Source organism: Ruegeria sp. HKCCA5491 (assembly GCF_013034565.1).
In the GTDB taxonomy this organism is placed as follows: Bacteria; Pseudomonadota; Alphaproteobacteria; order Rhodobacterales; family Rhodobacteraceae; genus Ruegeria.
Map to the genome: position 1 here is coordinate 345026 of NZ_WQGG01000001.1, position 15045 is coordinate 360070.

Annotated in this window: 15 protein-coding genes; 4 read left to right on the plus strand and 11 right to left on the minus strand. The window is 58.9% G+C overall.

Annotated elements, in window-relative coordinates; translation table 11 throughout:
* Nucleotide 1: 1 nt before the first annotated feature.
* The 5 genes from GOV88_RS01610 to GOV88_RS01630 all read right to left on the minus strand — a co-directional run bounded on the left by GOV88_RS01610 (nt 2) and on the right by GOV88_RS01630 (nt 5836).
* Complete coding sequence (locus GOV88_RS01610; RefSeq protein WP_171121282.1) at nt 2-793, minus strand: xanthine dehydrogenase family protein subunit M; 792 nt, start codon at nt 791-793, stop codon at nt 2-4.
* Between the two features lie 95 nt (nt 794-888).
* Entirely contained in the window at nt 889-3249 is a 2361-nt protein-coding gene (locus GOV88_RS01615) for a xanthine dehydrogenase family protein molybdopterin-binding subunit (protein WP_171239331.1), read from the minus strand.
* A 25-nt stretch (nt 3250-3274) separates the two neighbouring features.
* Entirely contained in the window at nt 3275-3760 is a 486-nt protein-coding gene (locus GOV88_RS01620; protein ID WP_171121280.1) for a (2Fe-2S)-binding protein, read from the minus strand.
* A 106-nt stretch (nt 3761-3866) separates the two neighbouring features.
* Nucleotides 3867-4871, minus strand: a complete 1005-nt coding sequence (locus GOV88_RS01625; protein WP_171239332.1) for a molybdopterin-binding protein — start codon at nt 4869-4871, stop codon at nt 3867-3869.
* Nucleotides 4868-5836, minus strand: coding sequence for an XdhC family protein (locus tag GOV88_RS01630; RefSeq protein ID WP_171239333.1), 969 nt, complete (start codon nt 5834-5836; stop codon nt 4868-4870). The genes GOV88_RS01625 and GOV88_RS01630 overlap by 4 nt, the downstream gene beginning before the upstream one ends.
* A 247-nt stretch (nt 5837-6083) precedes the next feature.
* On the opposite strand from GOV88_RS01630, the gene GOV88_RS01635 reads away from it, so the two are divergent.
* On the plus strand, nt 6084-6584 hold the full coding sequence (locus GOV88_RS01635; RefSeq protein ID WP_171239334.1) for a hypothetical protein: 501 nt from the start codon (nt 6084-6086) through the stop codon (nt 6582-6584).
* Nucleotides 6585-6587: 3 nt separating this feature from the next.
* Here the strand turns inward: GOV88_RS01635 and GOV88_RS01640 are convergent, their stop codons facing one another.
* Nucleotides 6588-7844 (minus strand): VWA domain-containing protein, encoded by a 1257-nt coding sequence (locus GOV88_RS01640; protein ID WP_171121276.1) that lies wholly within the window; start codon nt 7842-7844, stop codon nt 6588-6590.
* Between the two features lie 58 nt (nt 7845-7902).
* Nucleotides 7903-8811, minus strand: coding sequence for a MoxR family ATPase (locus GOV88_RS01645; RefSeq protein WP_171239335.1), 909 nt, complete (start codon nt 8809-8811; stop codon nt 7903-7905).
* 153 nt (nt 8812-8964) lie between these two features.
* On the opposite strand from GOV88_RS01645, the gene pyrC reads away from it, so the two are divergent.
* Nucleotides 8965-10002 carry a dihydroorotase gene (gene pyrC / locus GOV88_RS01650; RefSeq protein ID WP_171239336.1) on the plus strand — a complete coding sequence of 346 codons (1038 nt, stop codon included), beginning with the start codon at nt 8965-8967 and terminating at the stop codon, nt 10000-10002.
* On the opposite strand, the gene GOV88_RS01655 is transcribed toward pyrC, so the two are convergent.
* The gene (locus GOV88_RS01655; RefSeq protein ID WP_171239337.1) at nt 9999-11294 is read right to left on the minus strand and encodes an MmgE/PrpD family protein; all 1296 of its coding nucleotides are present in this window, start codon (nt 11292-11294) and stop codon (nt 9999-10001) included. The two genes, pyrC and GOV88_RS01655, sit on opposite strands and share 4 nt — an antisense overlap.
* A 38-nt stretch (nt 11295-11332) precedes the next feature.
* Entirely contained in the window at nt 11333-11779 is a 447-nt protein-coding gene (locus GOV88_RS01660) for a type II toxin-antitoxin system RatA family toxin (RefSeq protein ID WP_171123150.1), read from the minus strand.
* A gap of 73 nt (nt 11780-11852) precedes the next feature.
* Here GOV88_RS01660 and hpt point away from each other — a divergent pair, with 73 nt between their 5' ends.
* Both hpt and GOV88_RS01670 read left to right on the plus strand, forming a co-directional pair.
* Nucleotides 11853-12395 carry a hypoxanthine phosphoribosyltransferase gene (gene hpt, locus GOV88_RS01665; protein WP_171239338.1) on the plus strand — a complete coding sequence of 181 codons (543 nt, stop codon included), beginning with the start codon at nt 11853-11855 and terminating at the stop codon, nt 12393-12395.
* A 108-nt stretch (nt 12396-12503) separates the two neighbouring features.
* Nucleotides 12504-12860, plus strand: coding sequence for a hypothetical protein (locus GOV88_RS01670; protein WP_171239339.1), 357 nt, complete (start codon nt 12504-12506; stop codon nt 12858-12860).
* 11 nt (nt 12861-12871) lie between these two features.
* Here the strand turns inward: GOV88_RS01670 and GOV88_RS01675 are convergent, their stop codons facing one another.
* Entirely contained in the window at nt 12872-14023 is a 1152-nt protein-coding gene (locus tag GOV88_RS01675; protein WP_171210704.1) for an amidohydrolase, read from the minus strand.
* Nucleotides 14020-14970 (minus strand): lipoyl synthase, encoded by a 951-nt coding sequence (gene lipA, locus GOV88_RS01680; protein WP_171121268.1) that lies wholly within the window; start codon nt 14968-14970, stop codon nt 14020-14022. The genes GOV88_RS01675 and lipA overlap by 4 nt, the downstream gene beginning before the upstream one ends.
* Nucleotides 14971-15045: the final 75 nt, after the last annotated feature.

Below are 15045 nucleotides of genomic sequence, written 5' to 3' on the forward strand. Positions count from 1 at the left end.
GTTACGAGCAGGCGTTGATTGCGCGTTTAGTCATGACGCTGACGAGGTGGGCGCGGTAGTCCTTGCTGCCGTGCAGGTCGCCGATCATGTTTGCGGGGTTGATGCTCAGGCCGGTCAGGGCGTCGGGGCGGAACTCGGTGTTGAGCGCTTGTTCAGCCTCGGACCAACGGAACACGCCGTCTTCGCTGGCGCCGGTGACAGCCACGCGCACGCCATCTGCGAACCGCGCCAGATAGACGCCGACCAACGCAAAGCGCGACGCAGGTTGCAGGAACTTCTGATAGCTCGCGGCCTGCGGCACGGGAAAGCGGATCTGGGTGATGATCTCGCCCTCGTCCAACGCCGTTGTGAACATGCCCTGAAAAAAGTCATCCGCCGCGATCTGCCGCGCGTTGGTCACAATGGTCGCGCCCGATCCCAGCACGCCCGCCGGATAACAGGCCGCCGGATCATTGTTGGCCACCGAGCCACCAATGGTGCCGCGATTGCGCACCGCCGGATCACCGATTTGCCCGGCCAAAGCCGCCAGCCCAGGATAGGACCCCGCCGCCTCGCGCGCCACCACCGCATGGGGCGTGGCCCCGCCGATCGAGACCGAGCCGTCATCCTCGACGCACACGCCCTGCATCTCGGCAATCCCACCCAGCGATACCAGCGCCGAAGGGGCCGCCAACCGCTGCTTCAGCGTCGGGATCAGCGTCTGCCCCCCGCCCAACGCCTGTGCGTCCTCGGCCCCCAACGCGGCAACCGCATCGGCAATGGTCGAAGGCTTCTCAAACTCGAAACTGTACATTTCGCATTTCCTTTCCGAAGAACACGGATCCGTTCTTCATCTGGCTATAAATATCCCGGGGAGCGCGAGGGGCTGGCCCCTCGCACCCCAACCTCTCAACTGTTCATCGCCGCCCAGACGCGCGACGGGCTCACCGGCATGTCGATGTGATCGACAGCCTTGCCACCCGAATGCATCGCATCCAGAACCGCATTGACCACAGCGGGGGGCGAGCCGATGGCCCCGGCCTCACCACAGCCCTTCACACCCAGCGGGTTATGCGTACACGGCGTCTGGCTGGAATGATCCACGCCATAGAAAGGCACGTCATCGGCCCGCGGCATGGCGTAGTCCATATAGGACGCACTCAGCAGTTGACCGTTCTCGTCATAGGCGCAGTTCTCCAGCAGCGCCTGACCGATGCCCTGACCGATACCGCCATGCACCTGGCCATCCACGATCATCGGGTTGACGATGTTGCCAAAGTCATCGGCCGCGGTGAACGCCTCGATGGTGACCTTGCCGGTCTCAGGGTCCAGCTCGACCTCGCAGGCATAGGCGCCCGAGGGGAAGGTAAAGTTGGCCGGGTCGTAAAACGCGGTCTCCTCCAGCCCCGGCTCGACTTCCAGCGGGTAGTTATGCGGCACATAAGCCGTCAGGGTCACATCGCCCCAGGCCACCGACTTGTCGGTGCCCGCGACGCTGAACTGACCGTCCTTCAGCTCGATATCCGCCTCGGAGGCCTCGAGCAGGTGGGCTGCGATCTTCTTGGCCTTGTCGATCACCTTCTCGGTGGCCTTGACCATGGCCGAGCCACAGACCGCGAGGCTGCGCGAGCCATAGGTGCCCATGCCGAACGGGATCTTGGACGTATCGCCATGCACGATCTCGACCATCGACTCGTCGATGCCGATCATGTCGGCCACAATCTGCGGGAAGGCGGTCTCATGCCCTTGCCCATGGCTGTGCGCGCCCACCATGACACTGATCGAGCCGGTGGCATTCACCCGCACGGTGGCGGCATCATACAGACCCGCACGCGCGCCCAGCATCCCCACGATGTTCGAGGGCGCAATGCCGCACGCCTCAATATAGCAGTTGATGCCCAGGCCCCGCAGCTTGCCCCTGGCTTCGCTTTCCGCACGCCGCGCGGCAAAGCCCGCCAGATCGGCGGCAGCCTCAAGCTTGTCCATGGTCCCGTTATAGTCCCCGGTGTCATAGGTCAGCGCGACCGGCGTGTCATAGGGGAACTGGGTGATGAAGTTCTGACGCCGCAGGGCAATCGGGTCGACCCCCAGCTCGCGCGCGGCCTTGTCGATCACGCGCTCCAGTTGGTACGTCGCCTCGGGCCGGCCCGCGCCGCGATAGGCATCCACCGGAACCGTGTTGGTGAAGGTCGCCTTGACGTTCACCTGAATGACCGGCGTGGTGTAATTGCCCGCCGCCAGCGTGCCATGCAGCCATGTGGGTACCGAGCTGGCAAAGGTCGACAGATAAGCCCCCATATTGGCCAGCGTATTGGTGCGCAGCCCGACAAAGTTGTTCTCCGCATCCAGCGCCAGTTCGATCGTGGTCACGTGATCGCGGCCATGGGCATCGGACATGAACGCCTCGGACCGGCTGGCCGACCATTTGACGGGCCGGTTGCAGGCCTTGGCGGCAAAGGTCACAAATGCCTCTTCCGCATAGTGGAAGATCTTGGTGCCAAAGCCACCGCCCACATCCGGGGCCACCACGCGCACCTTATGCTCGGGCAGGCCCAACACAAAGGCACACATCAGCAGCCGGATCACATGCGGGTTCTGCGAAGTGGTATAGAGCGTATAATCCTCGGTCCCGCGGCTGTATTCCGCCACCGCCACGCGCGGCTCCATCGGGTTGGCAACCAGACGGTTGTTCACCAGATCCAGCGTGGTCACATGGGCCGCATTGGCGAACACCTCGTTGACCTTGGCATCGTCGGTCTCGCCCAACTGCCAGTCATAGCAGACATTGTTCTTCAGATCGTCATGGACCAGCGTCGCGCCATCCTGCACCGCCGCCTTCATGTCGATCACGGCAGGCAGTTCCTCGAGGTCGACGTCAATCACCTCGGCCGCATCGCGGGCCTGGGCCAGGCTGTCGGCCACCACGGCGGCGATGGGATCGCCCACATGGCGCACCTTGCCCTGTGCCAGAATGGGATGCGCCGGTTCCTGCATGGGTGCGCCGTGCTTGTCGGTCACTTCCCAGCCGCAGGGGATGCCGCCCACCCCTTCGAAATCCTTGCCGGTAAACACCTTGACCACACCCGGCATGGCCTCGGCCGCCGAGGTGTCGATGCTGTTGATCTTACCATGCGCGATATCCGAGCGCAGAAAATACACATAGGCCTGTCCGGCCACGTTGATGTCGTCGGTGTAATTGCCTGCTCCGGTCAGAAAGCGCACGTCCTCGCGCCGCTTGGAACTGGCTCCGATGCCACTGTCTTTGGGCATTGCTTGTTCTCCTCCCTCGGGCCGCTTATTCGGCGGCGATGTTGCTCACGTCCTGACCAGATGCGGCCATGATCGCCTTGACGATGTTATGATAGCCCGTGCACCGGCACAGGTTGCCCTCCAGGTAATGCCGGATCTCTCCTTCCGTCGGGCGCGGGTTCTCTTTCAGCAAAGCCGCCGCGCTCATCACCATCCCCGGCGTGCAAAAGCCGCACTGAAGACCGTGATGATCCTGAAACGCCTGCTGAATCACGTTCAACGACCCATCCGCATTGGCCTGACCCTCAATCGTGCCAACATCGGCTCCATCCGCCTCCAAAGCCAACATGTTGCACGACTTCACAGCCTGACCATCCACATGCACAACACACGCACCACATTGCGCCGTGTCACACCCAACATGCGTACCAGTCAAAGACAAATGCTCGCGCAAAAAACCAGACAACAACGTCCGACCCTCAACCTCACCGCTCACAGCTACGCCATTCACAGTCATCGAGACCTGTGTCATGAATTCCTCCCATTTCGTGTTTTCCCTTAACGAGAGTTAAACACGAGGATTTTCATTTGAGAACAAAAAACTGCGATTTTTCTGCGGTCTGGCGAATTGCCGGAACTCAATTACGCTTTCGCGATGACCGTGGCTGTGGCCGTGTCGGAATTTCCTTGAGCAAGCCACCAACGCCCATCCCGGCAATATCGACACCCGTAGTTTCGACCCCGCACGCCACGCGGGACAACACCCAGTCAGCCCCGTTCAATGCCGGAGAGCGCGCACATCCCGGTAGACCGATCACCGGCCGGGATTCCAATGACCCCAAAAACAGCAGGTTTCCGGGGTCTACAGGCATGCCAAACCGATCCACCTGCCCTCCGGCGGCGCGAACCGCTTGGGGTGCCACATCATAAGCGTCGGATGTTGCAGAACCGGTTAAGATCATCACCAGATCACCGGACATTGCTGCAATCGCCTCAGCCAAATGCTCGGGGCTATGCGGGACAATGCGCACATCTGTAAGCTGCATTCCCAAGGTTTCGACCCGGTTGCGGATTGCCGCAATTCCCTTTTCGTTGGACGGTCCGCCGGGGATATCTGTCACCACAAGCCCCGCTGTTTTCAGCGTTGGTTGGACCAATCGAATGGAAGCTTTCGCAAGACGAGAGGCATGCAGCACATCAGCCCCCGGCACGGCATAGGAAATGATCTTGATTGTCGCGACCATCCCCCCTTCGCTCATCTGCTGATACTGCGGCACGGTCGCCACGGTAATCATCGGATTGACCCGATTGAATTCCTCAAGCGCGTCGACATCCAAAACGACGACACCCGGCCCATCCGCAAGCAGGTTCACACGGCCGGTGAAGGGCGACGTCACGCGCAGCCCGACAGCGCCCGGGTCTGGCGCAAGCGAGTCCGCCAACATCTGCGCGGCATCATCTTCATGGCAGTCACCCGGTTCCAGTCGCGCAACTGTAACCGAGGTGTGGCCCGCAGCCGTCAACTGATCAAGATGTTCAGGCGCAAGAACAATCCCCTTGCGCAGTTTGCTTTCACCAACCTTGACCGAGTGGGCAAGTATCGCGCCGTTTGCATCAGCCACGGGAATGGGTCCGAATTTCACGCTTTGCCTCTTAGTACAGCGGTCATCTGAGCCAGAATTGCCACCGCAATCTCCGACGGGTCGGCGGCCCCGATATCCAAACCAATCGGGCCGTGGATTCGGGCGATCTGGGCTTTGGTGAAGCCTGCCTCAGTCAGTCGTGCAACGCGTTTCGCATGCGTTCGGGTGGACCCCAAGGCACCGATATAGAACACCCCGGCCCGAAGCGCAGATTCAAGCGCCGGATCATCCAGCTTGGGGTCATGGGTCAGCAAAACGACGGCAGTGCGCACATCCAACCCGAGCTTGGCAACGGCTTCGTCAGGCCAATCGGTCAGTATGGTTTCCCCGGGAAAACGCGAGTCCGAGGCAAATGCATCCCTCGGGTCGATGATCGCGGGGTCGTACCCGGCAATCCGCGCCATTGGCACCAACGCCTGCGCAATATGAACAGCACCCACGATAATCAGACGTAGCGGAGGGTTATGGACCGCCACAAATGTCTTTCCGTCTTCCTCAAAACCCGATCGGTCCATGCGCACACGCTGCGGATAGGCATCTCGTTTCAGGGCTCTGTGGCCCGTTTCGACATTAACTTCGTACACGACAGGCTTGCGCCCGGCCCGCGCATCGACCAGTTCACGCAACATGGCTTCGGGCAGCACGCTTCCGATGGGCTCGACCAGAACCCGGATCGTACCGCCGCAGGCAAGCCCAACGGCAAAGGCGTCTTCGTCGCTGACACCGAATTCCAGCAATCGCGCCTCTTTCTCGTCGATCGCTTCCAGCGCCTCGACAATGACTGCGCCTTCGACGCAACCGCCTGACACTGACCCTTCGATCCGGCCATCTCCGGCGATGACCAATTGCGCTCCGACGCGGCGCGGCGCGCTGCCCCAGGTTTCAACGACAGTGGCAAGAGCGGCAGATTTACCCTCATCATACCAACGCAAAGCCGTTTCCGGGCTGTTGTCGAATCTGTCCATGGCACCCTCCCGGCGTATTCTGATCCAACATAGGGAGGTTTGCCGTAATGAAAAGTGAGCCTAAAGGCCAATATGTTCGTGACCGTTTCTAACCCATTGGTTCATCGCGCCCGTTCGGCGCAAAAAGGCTCAGTTCGAGGCGGATTTTTCAAACCGTTGATTGTCGTGTTCTCTGGTCGTAGCTTGAGCCCACCGCTGGCAGCATCCAGCGTATAACAGATCTCATTTTTACAACGGAGACAGAGAGTTGAAACGCATTGTTACACTGGGAATAGCCATTGGTCTGTTCACATCGACGATCGCATCTGCAAACACATTCCTGCGCTATGGCGAGGTTGAGGGCTGGAAAGTATTCATCGACCAAGACAAGAAATCCTGCCTGATCGAAGCGGTGGATGACTCGGAAAATGTGGTTCAGATGGGCCTAACCGAAGATCGCGGTGTTGGATATGTCGGCGTTTTCACCAAAGCCAAGACCGATATCAAACGCGGCGACACCGAGGCCGTGGCCGTTCTGTTGGGTGATAACCTTTATATCGGCGAAGCGACCGGCATGAAGGGCAACATTACCAAAGGGTACTCGGGCGGCTATGTCTTGTCGGACGACCCGCAATTTGCCGAAGACATCGCCAAGCAAAAGGTCATGGTCGTGTTCCCCGAAAAGGAATTCGCCTTTACCGTTGATCTGACGGGCACCTACAAGGCCATGGAAATGGCCCGCAAATGCAACGAAGAACAACTAAGTTAGACTTCACCCGGAAAGCGCGGACATGAGCCGCGCTTTCTCACCCACATCGTCGGGTTTAGAAATTACGTCTGCTAGGTCTTCTAGCGTGGCAATGGAATGTCCCGCGCGAAAGCTGTCCACATGAGGCAGCATTGCTGCAACACCTTGCGCCTTGGGCGCAAACCCGTCCCAGCGCAGCAACGGGTTCAGCCAGATCAGGCGGCGCGATGACAAGTGCAAACGTTCAGTTTCCTTGGCCAGAGCCTCGGGTTCTCCGCGGTCCAGCCCGTCGGAAATCAACAACACGACCGCACCCTGCCCCATAACACGCCGAGACCAGTCTCGATTGAAGGTGTGCAGGCAATCACCAATGCGGGTTCCCCCTTCCCAATCCTGCGCTTCGGACCCTGCCGCCGCAAGGGCTGCATCCACATCGCGTTGCTGCAAATGCCGAGTGATGTTGGTCAGTCGGGTGCCGAAGGTAAACGCGTGAACCTTGGCCCAGCCCGCCCCCTTTGCGTTTGAAACCGTATGAAGGAAATGCAGGATGATCCTGCTGTATTGGCTCATTGACCCCGAAATATCGCAAAGCACGACAAGATTGGGCCAGCGCGGTTTCGGCTTGAGATGCTGGATGTCCCGCAGTTCTCCACCCTGGCGCATGGCCGCGCGCAGGGTTCGGGCGCGGTCAATGCGGTTGCCTAAATGGCTGGCCTGTCCACGCCGCGACTCGATGGGTTTTACCGGCAGGGTCATCCGCGCCAACATGCGCTTAGCCAATGCGATTTCGGCCGTGCTCATCTGTTCAAAGTCAAGGCTGCGCAGCCGTTCCTCGGACGACGCCGTTTGTGATGCGTCAATTTCAAGTTCGGTCTCTTCCTCGGATTCAGACGTTTCAGGAAGGTCACGCTCGACACCGTCCAATAGAGCCTCGGCCGCGCGTTTTTCGCCCGCATCGGCCTTGCGATCCTCTTGAACGCCCCGCACGGCAGGCAGCATCATGGCCATCATGTGCTCCATATAGCGCGGATCACGCCAGTACATGCGAAAGACTTGCGCGAAAACAGTTCGATGTTCAGGTCGGTTCACGAAACAGGCATGGAGGGTCCAATAGAAATCCTGTTTCTCGGAAAATCCTGCCGCCTGCACCGCACGAATGGCGTCCACGACACGGCCTGTGCCAATAGGCAGTCCGGCTTTGCGCAGAGCCCGGGCAAAATGCGTGATGTTCTGCGCCAGCTTTGGATTTTCAGGGATATCCAGCGGGAGTTGCTCGACCATCAAAAATCAAGGGGGCTCTGCCCCCATACCCCCGAAGTATTTTTGAGCAGAAGAAACATCAGGCCGGTTCAAGAGTGGCTTTGGCTTCGTCCAAAATGCGTTTCGCCTCGGACCCCTGAAGTTTCTGAATGTCGTCCTGGTATTTCAGGATCGCGCCCAGCGTGTCGCCGATGACTTCAGGGCTGAGGTTGATCACATCAAGGGCCAGCAGACACTTGGCCCAGTCAATCGTTTCAGCCACACCCGGTTTCTTGAAAAGATCTTCGGTGCGCAAGTGCTGAACAAAAGCCACCACCTCGCGGCTGAGGGCTTCGGCCGCTTCGGGGGCACGGGCGTGGAGGATTTCGATCTCACGCTCGAAGTCCGGGTAGTCGACCCAGTGGTAGAGGCAGCGGCGTTTAAGGGCATCATGCACTTCGCGCGTGCGGTTTGAGGTGACGATGACAATAGGTGGCTTGGGCGCTTTCACAGTGCCCAGCTCGGGGATCGTCACCTGAAAATCGCTGAGGGCTTCGAGCAGGAAGGCCTCGAATGGTTCATCCGTGCGGTCGAGTTCATCAATCAGCAAGACCGGCGCACCGTGTTCGTCCGGGCGCATGGCCTGCAGCAAAGGGCGTTCGATAAGGTAGTCGTCCGAGAAAAGCTCAGTCTGAAGTGCGCCCCGGTCCGCGCCACCAGATGCCTCGGCGGTACGGATCGCTACCATCTGCGCCGGGAAGTTCCATTCATAGACGGCAGAGGACGCATCCAGCCCCTCATAACATTGCAGTCGGATCAATCGGCGGTTTAGCCCGGCGGCCAGCGCCTTGGCGATCTCGGTCTTTCCGACCCCGGCCTCGCCTTCCAGAAACAGCGGGCGGCCCAGTTTCAGCGACAGGAAGACGACCGTGGCCAAGGCCCGGCCACAGACATAGCCCTGTTCGCCCAGCATGGTCTGAACGGCGTCGATAGAATTTGGCTGCGTCATGGTTTTCTCCCCTTCGGCACAACAGGTCATGACCGAACGCGCGCGTCAAGACCATCGGCTTTCAGGTGACTTACGACGTTCCGACAAGTTGACAAGAGATAGGTGCAAAATCGGGGCCTTTCGCGGCTGCGCGCACTGTGCTAGCCGGGGACCATGACCGATACCCTGACGATCCGCCGCCCCGACGACTGGCATCTGCATCTGCGCGATGGCGCGATGCTGGAAGCCGTCCTGCCCGAAACCGCGCGCCATTTTGCCCGTGCGATCATCATGCCGAACCTCGTGCCGCCCGTGGTGCGCGGTGATCAGGCCGCCGCCTATCGCGACCGCATTCTGGCCGCCCTGCCCGACGGGATGACGTTCGAGCCGCTGATGACCCTATATCTGACCGAGAACACAGACGCCGAGGACGTCGCTGCAGCCCATGCCAGCGGGCTGATCAAGGCGTGCAAGCTGTATCCGGCGGGGGCCACGACCAATTCGGCCTCGGGCGTGCGGAATTTCGACAAGATGCGTCCGGTGCTTGAAAAGATGGCCGAGATTGGCCTGCCCATGTGTGTGCATGGCGAAGTCACGGATGCAGAGATCGACATCTTTGACCGCGAGGCCGTGTTCATCGACCGTGTTCTGGACCCGATCCGCAAGTCGACGCCCGGCCTGCGTGTGGTGATGGAGCATATTACCACCGCGAACGGTGTAGACTACGTCAAGGCCAATGACAGTGATCTGGGCGCGACGATCACAGCTCATCATCTGATCATCAACCGCAACCACATTCTGGTCGGTGGCATCAAGCCGCATTACTATTGCCTGCCCGTCGCCAAGCGCGAGGAACACCGGCTGGCGCTTTTGGCTGCTGCGACCTCGGGCGATGCAAGGTTTTTTTTGGGTACCGACAGCGCGCCGCATACGGATGCGAACAAGGAAATGGCTTGTGGCTGCGCCGGGTGTTTCACCGCGACAAACACCATGTCGCTGGTGGCCGAGATGTTCGACCGTGAAGGCGCTTTGGACAAGCTGGAAGGGTTTACGTCGCTCAATGGCCCCGGATTTTACGGCCTGCCGGTTAATGAGGGCACAATTACGCTGACCAAGGGCGAACCGGTCGTCTATCCCGACAAGATCGAGTCCGGTGACGGGCCTGTCACAGTGTTCGATCCGGGATTTCCGCTGCACTGGCGCGTGGTCTAACCCGCCAGAAGCTCTGCCAGATCACGGGCGCGGCCTCCGGTGCGTAGCATCGACCAGATCGCGTCCGCTTCATCCCCTCCGATCAGCTTGGTGGCCTTGCCGCGCACCCGATCCTCGCGCTCGGACAGAGGCAACTGGGTCAACAGATCATGGCTCGCCTCTTTGCGGATACCGTCACGGCGCAGCAGGGTCAGGTGGGCTTGAGTCTCAGATAAAGTCTCATCTGCCTCGACCGTCACACGGTCGCGCAGCGAAAGTAGACGCGGATCGGCGCATGTTTTTTCGCAATAGCTGGCTGGCAACGCCGTGTCATAACCCAGCGCCTGCATCGCAATCACTGTCCGATAGGAAAACTTGGCCCCCAACCCCGTTGTGGGCGACATCTGATTGCACACGCTCATCCAGCGTGGATGGGTCCTGATCTTGATTTCGGCCACTTCTGGTTCTGCTATGTCCAGTTCCAAGGCGGCCTCAAGCGCCGCGTGCAGGCCATGACAACAGGCATGAAATTTGTGGCTGACCGACTCGAACAACCAATCATCCCCTAGCCCGTTCAATGCTGCTTCTGCCTCGGATTGACCTTGATGCGTTGCACCGAAACCAAAAGGACCTTCCAACGCATCGGAACTAGGCTCGAACCCCTTGGCGACCAACAGCGCGGCTTCGACGCCCGCTGATGCTGCAAGCCCCGCATTATAGGGTTTGCCCATCGTTCCAAACTGAGCTTTCAAACCTGCCGCCCGGGTGGCGGTCAGACCCAGAGCCTTGCGCATCTGATCCACATCGAAGCCAAGCACCCGGCCCGCTGCAGCCGCCGCTCCAAACGCTCCGGACGTCGCGGTTTGGTGGAACCCGGCCTGATAATGGTCCCGCCCTAGCCACAGCCCCATCCGGATGGACAGCTCCATCCCGACCAAAGCGGCCTCGAGAAAATCTACAAGTATCCGATCATCCCATTCACATAGCGCCAACGCTGCTGGCAGCACCGCGACCGACGGGTGCCCGATATGAGCGAAATGCGTATCGTCGTAATCCAGAGCATGAGAAACTGTCCCATTAACCAACGCGGCCCCTCGCAAAGGTGCGCGGCCGCCACCAAATAGATGCGCCTGCCCTGTGCCGCCTTCGCCCAAAACAAGATCGCGCACCGTCATAGAAACGGGTTCGTTGGCGCCCGCACGACCAACGGCCATCCAGTCGAGTACCGAAAGGGACGTCACAATACGGGTCTGGGACGAAGTCGAAATTGGGCCGGATGCAAACTCGGCCAGAGCTGAAGTGAAATCGGTCATGAGGCGCAGTCTAGCGTGCGCCCATTCCTGGTAAAGGCTTAGCCGTATAAATCGGAAGCCCGGCTCTCGAACGCCTGAACAATCCGGTGCATGGCCTCGTTAAAGACGACTCCGATGATGCCCTGTAAGATTGCGTTCTTGAACTCAAAATCCACGTGGAATGAGATGTTGCATCCCCCCTCGGGCGCATCCGCGAACTGCCAATCGGATTTCATGTATTTGAATGGCCCGTCCAGATACTCGGTGTCGATCCGCCGAGCCTCGGCGTGCAATGTCACACGGCTGCCGAACCGTTCGCGGAACACTTTGAACGAGATCACAAGATCGGCCTCAAGCACCTGCGCCTCGCCCGCCGCATAGGTGCGTCTGATCCGGGCTGCCGCGCACCACGGTAGAAACTGCGGATACTTGGCCACATCTGCGACAAGGTCATACATCTGCTGGGCTGTATAAGGCAGGTGACGTGTCTCGGAATGGGTTGGCATGGCGGTCCGCTATTTGCAGGTGACAATGGCGCGTCATGTCGTATGTTGCGCGCCAAAGATCAAGGGGGCAGTGATGACAGACCGCGCATATGTGATAGATGAGATGATCTCGGCCAAGGCGATCGCCGCCCGGATCGAAGAGCTTTGCCGCGAGATAACGCAGGAATTCGGGAATACCGACAAGCTGATCGTGGTCGGCCTGCTGCGTGGCAGTTTTGTCTTCATCGCCGATCTTGTGCGCGAACTCGACCTGCCGATCGAGGTGGACTTCCTCGAGGCGTCATCCTACGGAAACTCAATGGAAAGCAGTCGTGAAGTTCGTATTCTCAAAGACTTGCGTGGGGCAATTGAAGGGCGTGACGTGCTGGTGGTCGAAGATATCGTCGACACAGGCCATACGTTGAATCATGTAACCAAGCTGTTGAACAGTCGGAAGCCCAGCCGCCTCAAGTCTATTGCCCTGCTCGACAAACCCAGTCGGCGTGAGGTTGACTTTCGCTCGGACTGGATCGGGTTTGAAATACCGGACGAATTTGTCGTCGGCTATGGCATCGACTACGCCCAACGCAATCGCAACCTGCCCTTCATCGGCAAGGTGCGTTTTGTGGACGGCTAAGATGACAAAACACGTGTCTGCGTAGCCAACTAAATTCAAACTTTCGAATACAAATAGACAAGGACCGCGAAATACCCTTACTCTTTCCATGAAAGTGGGAGGAATTTGATGAAGCGACTTGTTGCGACCGTTGGTGTAGTTATGGCGATTGTAGCGTTTGCCGGTGCATCGTCCGCAAAGGACAATAAGGGCAAAGGGCACGGAGCTAAAAAAAATAAAGCTGAGAAAGTTATAAACTCAAACGGCAAGGCTGTTCCGCCCGGACAAATCAAACGGTATACGCGCGGCCAGAAATTGCCGAATGATCTGAACTTTGACTACATTGACGACCTCGATAACTGGAAGCTGAAGCCGCTGGGTCCCGGTCAACGCTACATTCGGGTCGACGACGAAATTCTTTCCATCTCGGACGACACGAAAACTGTAATAGAAGCCGTTGGAATTGTTAGCGATTTGGCCAACTAGGCGGGCCGATACTAGAACACCCCTTCCAGCACTGCGTCTATGGCGCTTAGGAACACGCCGGTTCCTACAGGTATCAAGTCATCCGGAAAATCATAATCCGGGTTGTGCAATTGCGGGTGCGTCCGACCTGCACCCAACCAGAACATGGCCGTCTTTGCACCTTTGGAAAACTGGCCGAAGTCCTCGGAGAATTTCTGTGGGCTTTGGACAAGCTTGCAAGGCACGCCGTACGTCTTGCATGCAGTCTGCAGATATTCGACCGCCTCAGGATGGTTGACGCAGGCTTCAAACACATCGTCGTAAGTGATCTGGCACGCCAACCCATCAGACGCCGCAGCGTCCTGCACCAACGCTTCGGCGTCCGCAATCATCTGATGCATTCTGGCATCCGTCACAGTGCGCAAGGTCACCCATAGCTCTGCTTGTCCAGGTGCAACGCCGAATGTCCGCTCGCCCAAATTCGCATGAGTGACCGTCACCAGCGCAAAATCCTCGTCCAGATCGTCACCGCGGCTTAGGTTGGCCAATTTCGGGACTAGCTCAGACAACGCAAATGCCGGAGACACCCCATCTTGCGGTGCCGCGGCATGTGAGGTTTTCCCGACCAGTGTCACCTTCATTCCGCGAGAGGCACAATTTGCGGGCCCTTCGCACAGTTCGACCGAACCAAGGTCCAATCCCGGCAAGTTGTGAAGAGAAAACACATAATCTGGGGCGATGTTCGAAAAACCAGTTGAATTTCGGAACGCCGCAGCGCCTTTGCCGGTTTCTTCGGCGGGCTGAAAAATCAGCACGACGCGCCCTTTGGAGGGTCTACACCGCTTTAGCGCCTCAGCGACACCCAGCACCATGACCATATGGCCGTCATGCCCACACAAATGGCCATTACCAGCGTTCTGCGACGCGTATTCCGCATTGCTGATCTCTTGAATTGGCAAGCCGTCCAACTCGCAGCGGATGGCGACCGTCGGGCCGGGCCTGTTGCCCTCAAAGACTGCAGCGACTCCATAGCCGCCCAACCCTTGCAAGATACGGTCCGCACCAAGATCGGACAACAAACCGACCACGCGCGCCGAAGTCTCTCGCTCCTGCCCGGATAGTTCGGGGTAGCTGTGAAGATCGCGGCGTAAGACCGTGAGCCGTTCAAGGGCGTCCGGGGTCACCCTTGCTCCAGCATTTTTTGACGCGCATCCCGCAGGCGCGCAAAGTCATCGCCAGCGTGGTAGGACGAGCGGGTCAGCGGCGTTGCCGACACCATCAGGAACCCTTTGCCATAAGCCGCTTTCTCATACGATGAGAACTCTTCCGGTGTTACGAACCTGTCGACGCCGTGGTGCTTCGGCGTGGGTTGCAAGTATTGGCCGATCGTCAAAAAGTCGATGTCCGCCGCGCGCATGTCGTCCATGACCTGCCGCACCTCTTGTTCCTTTTCACCCAGACCAACCATGATGCCGGACTTGGTAAAGATAGACGGGTCAAGCTCTTTCACACGCTGCAAAAGGCGCAAAGAATGGAAATACCGCGCGCCGGGTCGAACCTCGGGATAAAGCCCCGGTACGGTTTCAAGGTTATGGTTAAACACGTCCGGCTTGGCTTCGACCACGACTTCCAAAACCTCGGGCTCACATTTCAGAAAGTCAGGCGTCAGAATTTCGATAGTCGTTTTGGGGGACCGATGACGAATGGCGCGAATAGTTTGCGCAAAATGATCCGCCCCGCCATCCGCAAGATCATCACGATCGACCGAGGTGATGACGACATGGTTCAGACCCAGTTTTTCGACCGCATGGGCAACGCGTCCGGGTTCGAAAACATCCAGATCGTCAGGCCGTCCCGTCGCGATATTGCAGAAGGTGCAGCCGCGCGTGCAAATTTCGCCCATGATCATCATGGTGGCGTGGCCCTGGCTCCAGCATTCGCCGACGTTCGGGCAACCGGCTTCTTCGCAGACGGTGACAAGGTTGTTGTCCCGCATAATCTTGCGGGTATCGGCATAGCCCTTGCCGCCCGGTGCTTTGACGCGAATCCAACTGGGCTTTTTGGGCTGCGCGTTGTCCGGGCGATGCGCCTTTTCAGGGTGACGTTGTTCGGGGATCTTCAGATCACGCACGGCTGGCTTTCCTGACTTTGGGTCAATTTGCTTTGCTCTAACATAGTACGTCAAACTGTACCATGCCACCGACAC

What these genes read in the sequence shown, in the direction of transcription:
- GOV88_RS01610 (WP_171121282.1), bottom strand. Translation starts at nt 793, where the DNA reads ATGTACAGTTTCGAGTTTGAGAAGCCTTCGACCATTGCCGATGCGGTT.
- GOV88_RS01615 (WP_171239331.1), bottom strand. Translation starts at nt 3,249, where the DNA reads ATGCCCAAAGACAGTGGCATCGGAGCCAGTTCCAAGCGGCGCGAGGAC.
- GOV88_RS01620 (WP_171121280.1), bottom strand. Translation starts at nt 3,760, where the DNA reads ATGACACAGGTCTCGATGACTGTGAATGGCGTAGCTGTGAGCGGTGAG.
- GOV88_RS01630 (WP_171239333.1), bottom strand. Translation starts at nt 5,836, where the DNA reads ATGGACAGATTCGACAACAGCCCGGAAACGGCTTTGCGTTGGTATGAT.
- GOV88_RS01640 (WP_171121276.1), bottom strand. Translation starts at nt 7,844, where the DNA reads ATGGTCGAGCAACTCCCGCTGGATATCCCTGAAAATCCAAAGCTGGCG.
- GOV88_RS01645 (WP_171239335.1), bottom strand. Translation starts at nt 8,811, where the DNA reads ATGACGCAGCCAAATTCTATCGACGCCGTTCAGACCATGCTGGGCGAA.
- pyrC (WP_171239336.1), top strand. Translation starts at nt 8,965, where the DNA reads ATGACCGATACCCTGACGATCCGCCGCCCCGACGACTGGCATCTGCAT.
- GOV88_RS01655 (WP_171239337.1), bottom strand. Translation starts at nt 11,294, where the DNA reads ATGACCGATTTCACTTCAGCTCTGGCCGAGTTTGCATCCGGCCCAATT.
- GOV88_RS01660 (WP_171123150.1), bottom strand. Translation starts at nt 11,779, where the DNA reads ATGCCAACCCATTCCGAGACACGTCACCTGCCTTATACAGCCCAGCAG.
- hpt (WP_171239338.1), top strand. Translation starts at nt 11,853, where the DNA reads ATGACAGACCGCGCATATGTGATAGATGAGATGATCTCGGCCAAGGCG.
- GOV88_RS01670 (WP_171239339.1), top strand. Translation starts at nt 12,504, where the DNA reads ATGAAGCGACTTGTTGCGACCGTTGGTGTAGTTATGGCGATTGTAGCG.